The organism is Nocardia lijiangensis NBRC 108240 (assembly GCF_001613045.1).
GTDB classification, from domain to species: Bacteria; Actinomycetota; Actinomycetes; order Mycobacteriales; family Mycobacteriaceae; genus Nocardia; species Nocardia lijiangensis.
The window spans coordinates 37,562-51,592 of sequence record NZ_BDBP01000010.1; the positions used below are offsets into that span (position 1 = coordinate 37,562).

Genomic DNA, 14,031 nt, shown 5'->3' on the forward strand with positions numbered 1-14,031 from the left:
GGCCGTCCAGCCCAGCGAGTGCCCAAGACAGCCGGCGAATCCTGGGCCTGGTTCACCGCCGGACGAGCGGCAGCGCGGAGCAGTGCAAACACACTACAAAGCCCTTGAACAGGCGCCCGCCGACTTCGCCGCCCTCCACGCCGGGGAACCTGCGGGTCCACGCACCACGACGATGCCGGGCACCGGCCACGATCCTCCTCGCCGGTAACCGCTGATGTTCCCCATGACGGACTGGTTCTCTGTGTCAGCAGGTGTCAACGCGCCGTCTGACAGAGGCGCTGACGCGCAGCGAGTTCGGCGCGGGAGGCGATGCCGAGTCTCCAGCGATCAGCCGCTCACCAAGGGGCAGTTGCGGGCTTCTCTAGGACCGCCGACAGTTGACTAGCCATTCAGCTAGCCATATGTTGGTTGACATAGGTTCGGTGATGGAACGCCTGACATCTTCGACAGCGTTCCCTCCGATGTCGGCCGATGAAAGGTGATCAGTGCAGCCTGCCGTGGACAATGCCGAGACGCCGATTGTGAGCCCCAGGAGCAAGCCCCCGAAGACATCATTCGGCCGCACCGCGCTTTCCGTGGCGGCGGTACCGCTGGGCGCTGTATACGGTGCCGCGCTGGCATTCCGGCTGTACCACCCGCCGCGGCGCAAGCATCATCGTCGGCCGGAGGATTTCGGCTTGGCCGCAACAGATTCGACCGTCGAGTACGAGCCAGGCAAACACATCCACGTCTGGTTGTGCCCGGGGTCGCCCGACCGGGTCGTGGTGCTCGGACACGGGATCGGGATGAGCAAGTCGGCGTCACTTGCGCACGCGAAGTTCCTGCACGCCGCCGGATACACCGTGTGCCTGTTCGACCACCGCAATCACGGAGCCAGCGGAACGGATCGCCGGTTGCGCAAGCTCAGTGAGCATCTCACGACCGACATCGTCGCTGTCGTGTCGATGCTGCGCGAAACGGCGACCTATCGATCGGCAAAGGTTGCACTGTATGGATTTTCGTTCTCGACCTATCCGTCGGTCTACTCGCTGACCCGCGACGGGTTCACGGTGGACGCGATCGTTTGCGACAGCGGACCGGGGGACGACGCGCGTGACGTTTTCGAGAGCTTTCTGGCCTCGGGCGGCCTACCGGTTCCCGGCCTCCTCGCCGGGAGACCCGCCCGAACCGCGGTAGGGGCGGCGATGAGCACCACCGCGCTGGCCATGCTGGGCGCCGATTGGCCCCCGCCGCTGAACGCCGACTACGAGTCCGTGCCTGCGCTGTTGATCGTCGGTGGGCGCGATCGAATCATCTCGGCGGTTTCGGTGGAGACCTTTGCGGCTCGGTATCCCCGCTTCCGGACCCTTGTGCTGCCGCACGCGGAGCATTTGTCGGGACTGAAGGCCGATCCGAAGACATACACCGAAGCAGTTCTCGACTTCCTGGACCACGAATTGCGCTGAGCCGAGTTCGGCCCGCAGAACGCGCGACGGATGTTCCCACGGACGTCTGCGATGAACGCGCCGTCGCTTCGGCCCTGGATGCTGCTACGCAGCTGGGGCCGCCTGCGGGTGGCGGTCAACTGCGCCGGAATCGACATCCTCGGACCGACCCTGGACGCCTCTGTCATCGAAAACCCGATGCTCAACGGTTGTCGCGTTCTCGTTCGCGCCAGGCGTGACGATCGAGGGATTCGTCAGGAGCGGTCATGTTCCCCATGACGGACTGGTTCTCTGCGTCAGCAGGTGTCAACGCGCCGTCTGACCCTGTCCTCCCATCGCATTGGTCAACGCGGTCCGTGCCAGATCGCGTAGCCAGATGTGTGCGGGGTCGGTGTCATAGCGCTGATGCCATGACAGGTACGCCGGGGCCGGCGGCAGGTCGAACGGGAGCGGGAGCAGGACCAGGCCGAGATCTGCGGCGGCCGAACGCGCCGTGGATTCGGGGGCTGTGACGAGGAGGTCGGAGCCTCGCACGAACTCGAACGCGGCGCTTTCGGTGGGCGCGGTCGCCACCACACGTCGGGTGAGGTCGAGCCGCGCGAGAGCGTCGTCGAGGATGTTGCCGAGCCTTCCGCGCCGCGAGACGGTGATGTGCTCGGCCGCGGCATACCGCGCGGCGGTGACGGTCTCGACATGGGTGAGCGGGTGCCCCCGCCGTACGACGATGACGTGCGGGGTCTCGGCCACCCGATCGGCGCGAATCTCGGGTGCGGTCGGGCGGTCCGCGTTCGCGGCGAGGTCGACCTCGCCGCGCCGCAACTCGGGGGTGTCGATGCTCGATTCCGCGATGAAGCGCAGACGCACGCCCGGCGCCTGCTCGCGCACGGAAGCGAGAAGGGCGGGACCGCTGAGGGCGACCAGTGCGTCGTGCCAGCGGAGCGTGAAGGTGCGCTCGAGCGTCGCGAGGTCGAGTTCACGGCTTGGCGCCAGCACGCCCTGGACCTGCCGCAGCAGGTCGTGCACCTGTTCCCGGACGGCGAGCGCGTAGGGCGTCGGGGTCATCGTGCGCCCTGTGCGTACCAGGATCTGATCCCCCGTCGTGCGCCGGATCCGGCCGAGGCTTCGGCTCATCGCGGGGGCGGTGACGTGCAGGCGGTCGGCCGCACCGGCCACGCTGCCTTCCTCCAGGAGAGCGTCGAGCGCGGCGAGCAGATTCAAATCCAATTGCATGAGAGTCATTCTATTCGTGCTTTACATGCACTTGAAGTTAACGATCGCCCCTCCTACCTTCGAGATGCGGGCGCAAAAGACCACGGTTCTCGCCCGGCTGACCTCATCACCCCCTGCTCAGAGAGGAGCACCCACCATGCCCGAGTCGATTCGGAACACCGGTGTTGCCACAGCCGCCGGCTCCGCCTCCGACGCCGACCTGCTCGCACAGACCGCGATCGCCGTACGCACGGCGAGTTCGGCACTGCGGGAGCGCTTCGGCGACGTGATCCAGTTCCAGACCCGCGAAGAGCTGATGGGCGCGCTCGCCGCCAACGACGACACGGTTCTCGACATCCTGCGCCCCCGCCTCGAAGTCCTGCGCCCGGACGCCCGCTGGGTGGAGGAGGAGCTGGACGGCGGCGCTCTGCCGGCCGGCGAATGGTGGGTCGTGGATCCGGTCGAAGGCAACGTCAACCACCTGCACGCCCTGCCGGAGTGGGCGGTGACCGCCACACTGGTGCACGACAACCAGCCGGTGCTCACTGCGGTCCACCTGCCGCTGACCGGCGAGACCTACACCGCGCTCGCCGGCGCCGGCGCCCACCTAGACGGCCGGCCGCTGCACGTGTCGGGGACCACGGACCTCGGGCTGAGCATCGTGGCCACGAGCCAGGCCAGGCCGGACGAGGACGAGAAGGTCGTGCGGCGCGTCGGCTCCTCGATCACCGAGATGCTCATCGACGCGCTCGTGGTGCGGACAGCCGTGCCCGCCACCCTGCACCTGCTGAACGTGGCCGCCGGCCGGATCGACGCCTTCTGGCAGTTCGCCGGAGCCCGCGCGGACTTGCTTCCCGGGGCGCTGCTCGTCGCCGAGGCCGGCGGACGGATCTCCACCGCCGAGGGCCGCCCCTGGACCCCGGGGAGCGACAGCTTCCTGGCAGCGGCGCCCGGCGTGCACGCCGATGCGGTCGCCACGCTCTCCCGCTGACCACCGAACAGAACAGAAAACCCAGGAGGACCAGTTCACCATGAGCAAGATCACCATCCTCGGCGGCGGCCGCGTCGGCGGCGGCCTGGCCACCGCCCTCACCCGGGCCGGGCACGGAGTGACCGTGGCGGACCGCTCGCCCGGCGCTGCCGCCGCCACTGCCCGGACAGCGCAGATCGTCATCAACGCCACGCCGGGCGCAGGCTCGCTGGAGCGGCTCGCCGCGCTGCGCGAGGAACTGCGCGGCAAGATCCTCGTAGACGTCTCCAACGCCACCGTCGACGGACCGGACGGACTGCCCGCCGACCTGCTCTACCCCGGCTCGAGCCTCGCGGAGCAACTCCAGAAGGCGCTCCCCGAGACGCACGTCGTCAAGACGCTCAACACGATGCTTCACTCGGTGATGACCGCGCCCGCCGCGCTCACCCAGACGCCAACCGCGTTCCTCTCCGGCAAGGACCCGGAGGCCAAGCAGGTCGTCCGAGGGCTTCTCGCGGACCTCGGCTGGCACCAGGAGTGGATCACGGACCTCGGCGGGATCGAGACCGCGCGGGCTGCCGAGGCCGCGATCTTGTTCGTACCGCACGTGATCCGATCCAGCGGATTCGCGCCCTTCGCGATCTCGATCGCTCGCTGATCCGCACCGAGTGCGTCTCCTGCCTACGGCGTCGTCGATGGTGCCACCAGCTCTGCGAGGCGATCGAACAGGCCGTCGGACCGACCGGCGCCCGATTGCCCGCCTCGGTGCTCGAGGCTGCCGTCCTGCGCGCGCGGCGGGCGATCTGGTGTGGATGTTCGTGGTCTGAGACCAACTACCGCGGCCTCTTGCTGTTCCCGAACAGCAAGAGGCCCTGTGAACTCCATCTCGCGGCCCGACCTAGATGGGACGGGGCCCCCCGCGCATTCCCCGATTTTTCATCACGTGACGAAATTTAGGATGGAAAGGGGGAGAGGCTGGGGTAGTGGCCTTCAGTCGTATCTTGGCTATTTCCAAGATATTAGAACAATCTTTGATGGTCACCGGAAAATTTACGGTAGCCGAAATGTGCGTCACGGGGACCGTGTCCACTGCACGCAGGAACCACGCCGCGCGGGTATCGGCGGGTGCTGGGCGGCGGGCGGCGAGACGTGACAGCGGCGGCGAACCGGCGATATTTCCACGCGAACCCGACCCCTTTCGCCGACCCTTCCCGCGCCGATAATCGACATTATGTTAAGTAACGTTCGAGGATCACTTCCCCCAAACCACCCATGACAAAGACTTGAATGGGTCATACTTCAGAATGTGTCCACCACCTCGGACTACGAGCGCATGCTTCGCAGCGCCGCGCTACGTGTGACCGCACCGCGAGTCGCGGTGCTAGCGGCGGTGCACGATCATCCCCACTCCGATACGGATTCGATCCTCGGCCGAGTGCGCCAAACACTCGGCGCGGTCTCCCACCAAGCCGTCTACGACGTGCTCCGGGCGCTGACCGCCGCCGGACTGATCCGGCGAATCCAGCCGATGGGTTCCGTGGCCCGCTACGAAACCCGAGTCGGCGACAACCACCACCACCTCGTCTGCCGGTCCTGCGCCGCCATCGTCGACGTCGACTGCTCCGTCGGCGCGGCGCCCTGCCTGACCGCGTCGAACGACAACGGTTTCGTCCTCGACGAAGCCGAGGTCATCTACTGGGGCCTGTGCCCCGAATGCGCACAACAGACACACCCGTGATCACAGCCCGATTCACACTCGATCCGAAAGGAAATCGTCGTGCCACAGGAACATCCGCCCATCGCAGAGGCGAACACGGAACCTGCGGAAAGTGGTTGCCCCGTCGCGTCCGGCCGGTTCAAGTATCCGGCCGAGGGCGGAGGCGGTAACCGTGACTGGTGGCCGAACCAGCTCAACCTGAAGATCCTCCAGAAGAACCCCGCCGTGGCCAACCCCATGGGCGAGGACTTCGACTATGCCGCGGAATTCCAGACCCTCGATCTGGCCGCGGTGAAACGCGACATCGAAGAGGTCATGACGACCTCGCAGGACTGGTGGCCCGCCGACTACGGCCACTACGGACCGCTGTTCATCCGCATGGCCTGGCATGCCGCGGGCACCTACCGCATCAACGACGGCCGTGGCGGCGCCGGTGCGGGCATGCAGCGCTTCGCACCGCTCAACAGCTGGCCCGACAACGCCAGCCTCGACAAGGCCCGCCGCCTGCTGTGGCCGGTCAAGCAGAAGTACGGCAAGAAACTCTCCTGGGCCGACCTGATCGTCTACGCGGGCAACGTCGCACTCGAGTCGATGGGCTTCGAGACCTTCGGCTTCGGCGGCGGCCGCGTCGATCAGTGGGAGCCCGAGGAAGACGTCTACTGGGGCCCCGAACAGACCTGGCTCGGCGACGATCGCTACACCGGACAGCGCGACCTCGAAAGGCCGCTCGCCGCGGTCCAGATGGGCCTGATCTACGTCAATCCGGAAGGGCCCAACGGCAACCCCGATCCCCTCGCCGCGGCCACCGACATCCGCGAGACCTTCCACCGCATGGCCATGAACGACGTCGAGACGGCGGCGCTCATCGTCGGCGGCCACACCTTCGGCAAGACCCACGGCGCGGGCCCTGCCGACCTCGTCGGCCCCGAGCCCGAGGCCGCACCGCTCGAGGAACAGGGCCTCGGCTGGAGGAGCTCCTTCAACACCGGCGTCGGCAAGGACGCGATCACCAGCGGTCTCGAAGGCACCTGGACCCCCACTCCGACCAAGTGGGACAACAGCTTCCTCGAAACCCTGTACGGCTACGAGTGGGAGAAGACCAAGAGTCCCGCGGGCGCGTGGCAGTACATCCCCAAGGACGGCGCGGGCCAAGGCACCGTCGCCGACGCCCACGACCCGTCGAAGACGCACACCCCGGTGATGCTGACGACGGACCTCTCGCTGCGGATCGACCCGATCTACGAGCAGATCACCCGCCGCTGGCTCGACCACCCCGAAGAGCTCGCCGACGAGTTCGCCAAGGCCTGGTACAAGCTGACCCACCGCGACATGGGCCCCATCGCCCGTTACCTCGGACCGCTGGTACCGCAGGAGACGCTGCTGTGGCAGGATCCCGTCCCCTCGGTGACGCACGATCTCATCGGACCGGCCGACATCGCCACCCTCAAGGGCCGCATTCTGGACTCGGGACTCACCGCAGCCCAGCTTGTCTCCACCGCGTGGGCCGCGGCGTCGTCGTTCCGCGGCAGCGACAAGCGCGGCGGCGCCAACGGCGGACGCATCCGTCTCGAACCGCAGAGCGGATGGGAAGTCAACGAACCCGACGAGCTCGCCCAGGTGGTGCGCACCCTGGAGGGCATCCAGGAGTCGTTCAACGCCGCCCAGACCGGCAATACGCGCGTCTCGTTCGCCGACCTCGTCGTCCTCGCGGGATCCGCGGCCGTCGAGCAGGCCGCCAAGAACGCCGGATACGACATCGAGGTGCCGTTCTCGCCGGGACGCACGGACGCCACCCAGGACCGGACCGATGTGGAGTCCTTCTCCGCACTCGAGCCGAACGCCGACGGCTTCCGCAACTACCTCGGTAAGGGCGCCAGGATTCCCGCCGAGGCCCTGCTGCTGGACAAGGCGAACCTGCTCACCCTCAGCGCACCGCAGATGACGGTCCTCGTCGGCGGTCTGCGCGTCCTCGGCGCGAACCACAAGCAGTCGCCGCTGGGCGTATTCACCGACACCCCTGGGTCGTTGACCAACGACTTCTTCGTGAACCTGCTCGACATGGGCACGGCGTGGGAGCCGTCGCAAGCCGACGACGGAACCTACGAGGGCAAGGACCGCGCCACCGGCGCGACCAAGTGGACCGGCAGCCGCGTCGATCTCGTCTTCGGGTCGAACTCGCAGCTGCGCGCCATCGCCGAGGTCTACGCGACCGACGACGCGAAGCAGAAGTTCGTCGAGGACTTCGTCACCGCCTGGGTCAAGGTCATGAACCTCGACCGGTTCGACCTGGCCTGATACAAAGGCGCTCCGCGAACCGTAACCGGTTCGCGGAGCGCCTTCACCAGGACGTGTAACCAACGGCACTCCCCTCCAGACATCAACTCCCCCAGGGCCATTCGAGCGCCGCACGCTGTGGTTGACATAATCTGCCGCGCGCGGATTATGTCGGATTGTCCCCGGTTCAACTAATCTCCAAGCAGTGCTTGGACATTCACATGCGACCAGCGGCGCGCTCGCCTGGTCGGTGGCGGCGGCGACGCTGCCTCTTGCGGCGTTGACCTACCCGGTATTACAGGACAGCGAGGCCCGCCTGGGCCCGGTCGACGTCCTCCTCGGCGTCTTCTTGACCGCCGGCGCGGCGCTGCTCCCCGATGCCGACCACCCCAAGGGAACGATCGCGCGTGTGCTCGGCCCCCTCTCCTACTTCCTCTGCAAGGTCATATCGACCATCGCAGGTGGACACCGGCAGGCCACCCACTCGTTCGCGTTCGTGATCGCGGCCGCGTTCGGCACCTGGGCCGGAATGCATTGGATCGGGCGCGGATTCACCCTCGCACTCGTCTTCTTCCTGCTCGCCCTCGCGGTGCGGGCCCTGCACCTGTACCCGCCGGGCGACGGGATCCGCTCATGGGGCACCATCGTCGTTCTCGCGACCGCGGGCACCTTCGCCATGGACAACTGGATCAGCGACCGACCCGCCTGGTTGCCGTTCTGCGTGGGCCTCGGCGCTTTCGCCCACCTCATCGGCGACTGCCTCACCGACCGCGGCTGCCGGCTCTTCTGGCCGTTGAAAGTGCGCACCCGCGTGCCGATCATCGAACGAACCGGGAACAAACTCGAAACCTGGGTGCTCACACCGCTGTTCGCCGTCGCCACGCTCGGCGTCCTGTGGTACGTCTTCACCACGAGTCCGTAACAGAGGGGTGGGTCGCCACGGTGGCCCACCCCTCCCCTCGTCAGTGCTGTCTTTGGGGTCGAGAGGTCGTGAAAGAGGTTGGCTAGTAGATGGTTTGCTACATAGATCAATATGCATATCTAGATAGCAGTATCTATACTTCGAACTCACGGCCCCAGATCTCCGGTCGATTCGCTCGACATCGACGTTGTAGCGCTCCAGAAATCCGCCGCGTCGGCAGCGGACCGCTCTCTCAGGCCGATCCCCCGTCTCGAGCTCGTACGCACTCCCCCTGTGAACCAGCTCCCCGCGGTCAGCCGCGCACGTGCAGCCCGAAACCCGTGCGGCCCGCGGGCTCCAGTCCCGGCTTCAGGTGTAGTGAGGGGATCTCGTAGTCACCGAAGTTCTGCCGCCGGAACGCGATCGGCTCGGTCGACTCCAGGGCGAGCAGGCGCTGTTCCCATGCCTTGGCGACGTCCGTGTAGTCCTCGCCGGTCATCCGGTCGGTGCCGTAGAGCACGAACGGGGGCAGCACCTCGATGCCGGGGTAATAGAGGATGCCGTGGTGGATCGGGAACAGCAGATCGTCGATGGGGCCGTTGATCCCACGCGCGGCGTAATGCGACTCCGGGCCGCCGACGGTCACCGACAGCAGAGCCTTCCTGCCCGCGAGGGTGCCTTCGCCGAAGCGCTCGCCGTACCTGGTGTCGCTGTGCTCGCCGACGCCGTAGGCGAAGTTGTAGGTGAACACCCGGTCCACCCAGCCTTTCAGGATCGCGGGCATCGCGTACCACCACAGCGGGAACTGGAAGATGATCGTGTCGGCCCACAGCAGTTTCTCCTGCTCGGCGCGGACGTCCGGGGTGAGCGTCCCGGCGTCGAAGGCCCGGCCCGAGTCCAGGATGACCTTCAGCGGACTCGAGGCGTGGGGGCCGTAGTCCGCGGCGTCCACGACCGCCTTCCAGTTCATCGCGTACAGATCGCTCACCCGTACCTCGTGCCCGGCGGCCTCCAGCGTGGACACCGCCAGGTCCTTCAGCGAGCTGTTGAGCGACTTCGGCTCCGGATGGGCGTAGACGATCAGCGTCTTCATCAGAACTCCTTCGGATCGGGTGACTTCGATCCTGGACGCCGCGGCGCCCGGCGTTCAGGGGCGCTTCTTCCATCGGACGGGACTTCCTGGTAACGGCAGGACCACCTTCACGGGCGCCGTCGAGGCCATACTGGGGGGCGTGGACGATCTTGCGGGCTTCCTGCGAACCCGGCGTTCCCGGGTCGACCCTGCGGCCGTCGGCATCCCCACCGACAGGCACCGCAGGGTCGAAGGGCTGCGCCGCGAAGAGGTCGCGCACCTGTCCGGAGTCAGCATCGACTACTACGTACGCCTGGAGCAGGGCCGCGCGACCCAGCCCTCCGAACAGGTTCTCGACGCGCTCGCCCGCGTCCTCGGTCTCGACGAGACCGAACGTGAGCACCTCTACCGGCTCGCCCGGCAGCGCCGCCGCCGCGCGAAGGCGCCGGGCGGGCGGGTCCGGCCGGAGCTGCTGCGCGTCCTCGACCTGGTCGCCGACGCACCCGCGCTGATCATGGACCACCGCCTGGACGTGCTCGCCGGGAACCGCCTCGCCGGGCTCCTCTACGGCCGGCCGATGCCGGGTCTGAACACCGCCCGCCACATCTTCCTCGAGGAAACCGAGCGCGGGCTTTACGCCGACTGGGAGAACTGCACCCTCGACGTGGTCGGGCACCTGCGCCTGGCCGCGGGCAAATACCCCGACGACCCCCGCCTGGCCTCGCTCATCGGTGAACTATCGATGGGCAGCGAGCGCTTCCGCCGCCTCTGGGCCCGCGCGGACGTGCGCGCCCGCACACATGGGCGCAAGGCGTACCGGCACCCGCTGGTCGGACTGCTGGAACTGCACCATGAGAACTTCGCGCTACCGGACGAATCAGGCATGGAGCTGCTGGTGCTGTCCGCGGCCCCCGGCAGTCCCGCCGCGGACGGGCTGCGCCTGCTCGCGGGCCTGGGCGTGGACAGCAGTGATCCCCATCCCCCAATGAACGCTCAGGTCCGCGAGTAACTCAGGCCGCGCCCACCCGCTGAGGGCGGCGGCGAAATCCGGTCTGGTCGAACGTATTCCCGATCCCCGTGGCGGGATGGCACGCAAGTTCCCCAAGAGGACGCCTCCCCTCCCCCGCTTCCTTGCTTCGCCCGGCTTGCCGGGCGTGAAGGGCTCCCTATTGGGGATTCATGGCTAGATGCGCATATCTACATAGCAATATGTTGCTTCTGCTTGGTTCTCCACCGATTCCAGCCCCGCCCGGATACGCTGGCCGCCATGTTCGCAGGCTCGACCATGCAACCGCACCGCTGGACTCCCCCGCAGGCCCCGGATCGGGCGCGTGAGAAGCACAGCACTCCCCCACTACCGCCGGTGACGAGGATCGAACTTCCCGGCGCAGCGCCCGAAGACGTGGTACGCACACCCGAAGGGAAAGTGGTCGCCGGGCTCGCGGACGGCACGATCGTGAGCATCGACCCGGCCGACGGGTCGGTGCGCGAAATGACGAACACCGGCGGCCGCCCGCTCGGACTGCACGCCGATGCCGACGGCTCCCTGCTGATCTGCGATTTCGCGCGCGGACTGCTGCGCTTGGACCAGAACGGCGCACTCGAGGTGCTGGTCGAGGAGGTCGACGGCGAGCGACTCGCCTTCGCCAGCAATGTGGTTCGCGATGTCGACGGCGCCATCTACTTCTCCGCATCCTCGCGCCGCTACCCGCTCGACCAGTGGATGGGCGACCTGCTGGAGCATTCCGGTACCGGCCGCCTGTTCCGGCGCGACCCGTCGGGCAAGGTCGAAACACTCGTCGACGGACTGCAATTCGCCAACGGCGTGGTGCTCGCACCCGATCGCTCCTGCGTACTGGTGGCCGAGACCGGCGCGTATCGAGTGACCCGGCATTGGCTGACCGGCCCACGGGCCGGCACCACCGATCGGCTCGTCGAGAACCTGCCGGGATTCCCGGACAATATGGCGCTCGGCAGCGACGGCCTGGTCTGGATCACGCTGCCCGCCCCGCGAGATCCCTTGCTGGATCGCCTGCTCCCCCTGCCCGGTGTGCTGCGCCGCGTGGTGTGGTCGTTGCCCGCCTGGGCGCATCCGAAGCCGCCGCGCACGGTCTGGGTGGTCGCGGTCGATTTCGAGGGGAAGGTCGTGCACGATCTGCAGACCGAGGGCACGGATTTCTCGATGGTCACCGGTGTCGTCGAGCATCAGGGCACGTTGTATCTGGGCAGCTTGACCGAGTCGGCCGTTGCCGTCGCCCGGGTGCCGAGCTGACAGGTCCGACGGGCTGTTGTGCCCGCCGCGGCCCTGGGTCCGGGCCGGGCGGGGTGAGGCTGGTTCAGAAGAGCCGGTCGGAGTTGGTGTCGGCGGCGCGGCGAACATCGGCGGCGAACCGGTCTTCGATGTCGGTGTCGTCGTCGTGGTGGGCTGCGTAGAGCAGCAGGCAGCCGCGGATTCCGTCGAGCAGGTCTTCGAGTAGGTCGAGGGCGGGGCGGGCTGGGTCGAGGCGGCTGACGCGGAATTCGGCGAGCATGGCGGCGCGGGTGGCGTTGTCGATCTCGTAGCGGCGGGCGTGCTCTTCGAGTTCGGCGACGCGGGCGACGACGGCCCAGGGGGCGGGCAGGTGCCCTTCGGAGACGGCGACGGCTTCGGCGATGAGGTCGACGACGATGTCGGTGGCCGTTTCCCCGCTGTCGAGTCGTTCCAGGACGAGGGTGGGGGTTTCGACGGGGATGGCTTCGATGTCGTCGGCTTCGGCGATGACGTCGGTGATGGCGAGGTCGGCGAGGTCGCCTGCGATCTCGGCGGCCGCGTGCAGCCAGTGGACGGCGGCGACGGAGGCGGAGGCCGGGTCGAGGTCGGTGAACAGCTCGGGTGTGCCGAGCGGGTCGGTGCGCAGCAGTGTGTCGGCAGCGTGGACTTGGGCGGGTGAGACGTCAGGGCGGGAGAGTTCGACGGCTTGACGGGCGCGGCCGGAGAGGTCGCCGAGTTCGGCGGCTTCGATGGCGGCTTGTTCGCGGCGGATCTCGGCGACGATGGTTTCGGTGAGTTCGGCGGTATCGATGCCGTGCAGGCAGCGGCCGACGCGGTGGGCGGATTCGACGACGCCGCTGTAGGAAACGAGCAGGCCGGCTTCGGTGGGCAGGTTGGGGTTGCGCAGGCCGTTGTCGACTTCGGTGAAGTTTCGGCGTTCTTCGGCGCGACGCCAAGCCTCGCTGTCGGGGATGTCGGGGTCGCCCGCGGCGGCCGCGGGGTGGGTGTAGGTGCGCCAGTGGAAGCGCGACAGCGTGGTCAGATTCGACGCCAGATCCGTTGCCAGCTCGGGTGTTGTCGGCGGCAGCAGGGCTACCGTCTCTGCCTGATCGCCGCGTCCGGTCGCCCAGATGGCGACGATTGCGTTGCGGTCGGCGTCGAATGCGTATCGGGTCACGTGGCACATCCTCACGTATCGGGTGGCGGGGCGCGGCTATTGGGTTGCTTTGGTTGTGCCGCTCGCGGCGTTTCGGCGTGGCACGCTGGGGGTCATGACTCTCGATCACGGTGATCCCGGTGACGCGCCGTCGGTGCCCGGTCCGCTCGGTGCGGTGGTGAACGCGGCGCGGCCTGCTGCGGCGGAGGAAGCGAGAACGGTTGCGGCGGCGACGAATATCGCGACGTTGGCGAGCCTGAGCGAGGACGGCTCACCGTGGGCGTCGTTCGTGACGTACGGGTTGCTGGACGGTGCGCCGGTGTTGTGTGTGTCGCGGATGGCCGAGCACGGCCGGAATCTGGCGGCCGATCCGCGGGCCAGTCTGTCGATCGTGGCGCCGGAGGGCCCCGCGGATCCGTTGGCGGGTTCGCGGATCACGCTGGCGGGTGTGGTGGAGCGTCCGGTGAACGCGGAGTTGGCGGCGGCGCGGGAGGCGCATGTGGCCGCGGTGCCCGCGGCGCGGATGTATGTCGAGTACAGCGATTTCTCGCTGTGGGTGTTGCGGGTGCGGCGGGTGCGCTGGGTCGGCGGGTACGGGCGGATGGATTCGGCGACGGCCGAGGAGTATCTGGCGGCGGAGCCGGATCCGGTCGCGCCGGTGGCGGGGCGGGCGATCGCGCATTTGAACGACGATCACGCCGACGCGCTGTTGTCGATGGCGCGGGTGCTCGGTGGTTATCCGGATGCGACGGCGGCGCTGTGTGAGCGGGCGGATCGGTACGGGCTGGATTTGCGGGTGGAGACGCCGCGTGGGGTGGCGCGGACCCGGGTGGGTTATGCGGAGCGGTTGGACGGTGTCGACGGATTGCGTGCGGCGACAGTGGAATTGACGCGGAGGGCGCGAGAGGGCTGAGTTCGCCGTTCGGCTGAGTAGTCCTACGCTTCCGGCCGTGTGCAAGGTCGGTAATCCTGGCTGTCATGGAGCGGTATCGGGGGTGGTGGCGGACGGCGAGTCTGCCGGTCGTGTCGGATTCAGTTGTCGGCCACGGGGATGGTG

At 67.8% G+C, this 14,031-nt stretch carries 12 protein-coding genes; 9 read left to right on the top strand and 3 right to left on the bottom strand.

From position 1 onward, the window contains the following. The first annotated feature begins 677 nt into the window (after positions 1-677). A complete protein-coding gene (locus tag NL1_RS03885; RefSeq protein ID WP_218024349.1) occupies positions 678-1,445 on the top strand; it encodes an alpha/beta hydrolase in 768 nt (255 codons plus the stop codon). A 285-nt stretch (positions 1,446-1,730) separates the two neighbouring features. Here NL1_RS03885 and NL1_RS03890 read toward each other — a convergent pair whose 3' ends face one another. Further along, complete coding sequence (locus NL1_RS03890) at positions 1,731-2,654, bottom strand: LysR family transcriptional regulator (protein WP_067834427.1); 924 nt, start codon at positions 2,652-2,654, stop codon at positions 1,731-1,733. Between the two features lie 136 nt (positions 2,655-2,790). On the opposite strand from NL1_RS03890, the gene NL1_RS03895 reads away from it, so the two are divergent. From NL1_RS03895 to NL1_RS03915, 5 genes are all read left to right on the top strand, one after another. Then, a complete protein-coding gene (locus NL1_RS03895) occupies positions 2,791-3,624 on the top strand; it encodes an inositol monophosphatase family protein (protein WP_067834368.1) in 834 nt (277 codons plus the stop codon). 40 nt (positions 3,625-3,664) lie between these two features. After that, the gene (locus NL1_RS03900; RefSeq protein WP_067834369.1) at positions 3,665-4,261 is read left to right on the top strand and encodes an NADPH-dependent F420 reductase; all 597 of its coding nucleotides are present in this window, start codon (positions 3,665-3,667) and stop codon (positions 4,259-4,261) included. Positions 4,262-4,909: 648 nt separating this feature from the next. After that, positions 4,910-5,341 (top strand): Fur family transcriptional regulator, encoded by a 432-nt coding sequence (locus tag NL1_RS03905; protein ID WP_067834370.1) that lies wholly within the window; start codon positions 4,910-4,912, stop codon positions 5,339-5,341. 39 nt (positions 5,342-5,380) lie between these two features. Then, entirely contained in the window at positions 5,381-7,615 is a 2,235-nt protein-coding gene (gene katG, locus NL1_RS03910) for a catalase/peroxidase HPI (protein ID WP_067834371.1), read from the top strand. 184 nt (positions 7,616-7,799) lie between these two features. Further along, positions 7,800-8,516, top strand: a complete 717-nt coding sequence (locus NL1_RS03915; RefSeq protein ID WP_067834372.1) for a metal-dependent hydrolase — start codon at positions 7,800-7,802, stop codon at positions 8,514-8,516. A gap of 292 nt (positions 8,517-8,808) precedes the next feature. Here the strand turns inward: NL1_RS03915 and NL1_RS03920 are convergent, their stop codons facing one another. Next, on the bottom strand, positions 8,809-9,588 hold the full coding sequence (locus NL1_RS03920; RefSeq protein ID WP_067834375.1) for an NAD(P)H-dependent oxidoreductase: 780 nt from the start codon (positions 9,586-9,588) through the stop codon (positions 8,809-8,811). 139 nt (positions 9,589-9,727) lie between these two features. Here NL1_RS03920 and NL1_RS03925 point away from each other — a divergent pair, with 139 nt between their 5' ends. Both NL1_RS03925 and NL1_RS03930 read left to right on the top strand, forming a co-directional pair. Continuing rightward, on the top strand, positions 9,728-10,576 hold the full coding sequence (locus tag NL1_RS03925) for a helix-turn-helix transcriptional regulator (protein WP_067834428.1): 849 nt from the start codon (positions 9,728-9,730) through the stop codon (positions 10,574-10,576). A gap of 258 nt (positions 10,577-10,834) precedes the next feature. Then, positions 10,835-11,839, top strand: coding sequence for an SMP-30/gluconolactonase/LRE family protein (locus NL1_RS03930; protein WP_245673078.1), 1,005 nt, complete (start codon positions 10,835-10,837; stop codon positions 11,837-11,839). A gap of 64 nt (positions 11,840-11,903) precedes the next feature. Here the strand turns inward: NL1_RS03930 and NL1_RS03935 are convergent, their stop codons facing one another. Further along, positions 11,904-12,995, bottom strand: a complete 1,092-nt coding sequence (locus NL1_RS03935; RefSeq protein WP_218024350.1) for a hypothetical protein — start codon at positions 12,993-12,995, stop codon at positions 11,904-11,906. 94 nt (positions 12,996-13,089) lie between these two features. Between NL1_RS03935 and NL1_RS03940 the strand changes: the two genes are divergently transcribed. Then, positions 13,090-13,887, top strand: a complete 798-nt coding sequence (locus tag NL1_RS03940) for a HugZ family pyridoxamine 5'-phosphate oxidase (RefSeq protein ID WP_067834377.1) — start codon at positions 13,090-13,092, stop codon at positions 13,885-13,887. Positions 13,888-14,031: the final 144 nt, after the last annotated feature.